We start from the raw sequence: 1,465 nt of genomic DNA, 5'->3' as shown, positions 1-1,465 counted from the left end.
TACACCCTACACCCCACACCCCACACCCCACACCCCACACCCCACACCCCACTTCCTAACCTCCCAAATCTCTTTAACTCTTGATTAAAAAATGGGACTCTCGCAGGATATAAAAGTTCTTTTAATCGAGGATAATTTAGCCGAAGCTCGATTATTAAAGGAAATTCTTAAGGGTAATGAAAAAAAAGAATTTCATCTGGTTAATGTCTCAAGATTATCCGAGGCTATTTCTTTGTTACAACAAACAGATTTTGATGTAATTTTATTAGATCTAACTTTACCAGATAGTCAGGGTTTGGAATCCTTAGCTCCCCTTTTAATTACGGCTCCGAAATTGCCGATCGTGGTTTTAACTAATACTAATGATGATAATTTGGCCTTGCAAGCACTGCGTCAGGGAGCGCAGGATTATTTAATTAAAAGAGAAGTAAGTTTAGAAATTTTAACTCGATCGCTATGTTATGCGATCGAGCGAAAACAGATGGAGGAAGCTTTACGAGAATCGAACGAAGCTTTAAAAATGAGCGTGATTGAACGCACTAATCAACTGGAAAAAGCTCAGGAATTAAATCAGTTAAAAACTGAATTTGTTTCCATGTTATCCCACGATTTTCGCAATCCTTTAAATAAAATTTTACTCTCGGCTGGATTATTAGAAGAAAGTCGCGATCGGTTGACAAAAGATCAGCAAGTTAGCTATTTTCGCATGATTCGATCGGCCATTAAAGACATGGATCAATTGCTCACAGAAGTGTTATTAATTGGCCGGGCCGATTCCGGGAGATTATACTGTCAATTTGATCCGGTGGATTTGCTGGATTATTGTCAGAAATTGGTAGAATCTTTTACGGTTAAGCCGGAGCCGCAATTAGCAATTATTTTCCAAATTGAGGGCAGCTTAGAAAGAGGACTTTGGGATATAAATTTAATTAAACATATCTTGACAAATTTACTGGGAAATGCTCTCAAATATTCACCCCAAGGCAACCCCGTAGAATTTAAGATTATTGTCGAATCCGAGCAGGTAGTCTTTAAAATTATCGATCGAGGAATTGGTATTCCCAGCAAAGATCAAGAACATTTATTTAAACCTTTTTATCGCGGTAGCAATGTCGATAATATTCAAGGAACGGGATTAGGATTAGCCATTGTCGGACGCTGTGTGGAAGCGCACAAAGGACAAATTTACCTAGAAAGTGAGGAAGGAAAAGGCACAAAGATCACGGTGATTTTACCGATTATTACCGACATTGAACACCTAAATTGAGATGAACAATAGGGTGGAACCAGAATTTTTTTTCTGCTGCCCTCGCTCCCTATCTACCTAGGGTCTGCTGAAAAAGTTTTTCCTAGAAGCAGGGTGTAGGGTGTAGGGTGTGGGGTGTGGGGTTTTACCGATTTTGAGGGGGTCAATTACCTAATTTTCAGGGAAAAAGTACCTGAATTTCCCCCTGATCACTCCCAT

The 1,465-nt window shown here is 39.5% G+C and carries 1 protein-coding gene; it reads left to right on the top strand.

From position 1 onward, the window contains the following. Positions 1–91: 91 nt before the first annotated feature. Positions 92–1,267 (top strand): hybrid sensor histidine kinase/response regulator, encoded by a 1,176-nt coding sequence (locus PX481_RS15525; protein ID WP_002758490.1) that lies wholly within the window; start codon positions 92–94, stop codon positions 1,265–1,267. Positions 1,268–1,465: the final 198 nt, after the last annotated feature.

It is taken from the genome of Microcystis sp. M53603_WE2 (assembly GCF_030065435.1).
This window is presented reverse-complemented; position numbering and strand designations above follow the sequence as displayed.

Coding starts and splice junctions, on each gene's coding strand:
- PX481_RS15525 (WP_002758490.1), top strand. CDS start 92: ATGGGACTCTCGCAGGATATAAAAGTTCTTTTAATCGAGGATAATTTA.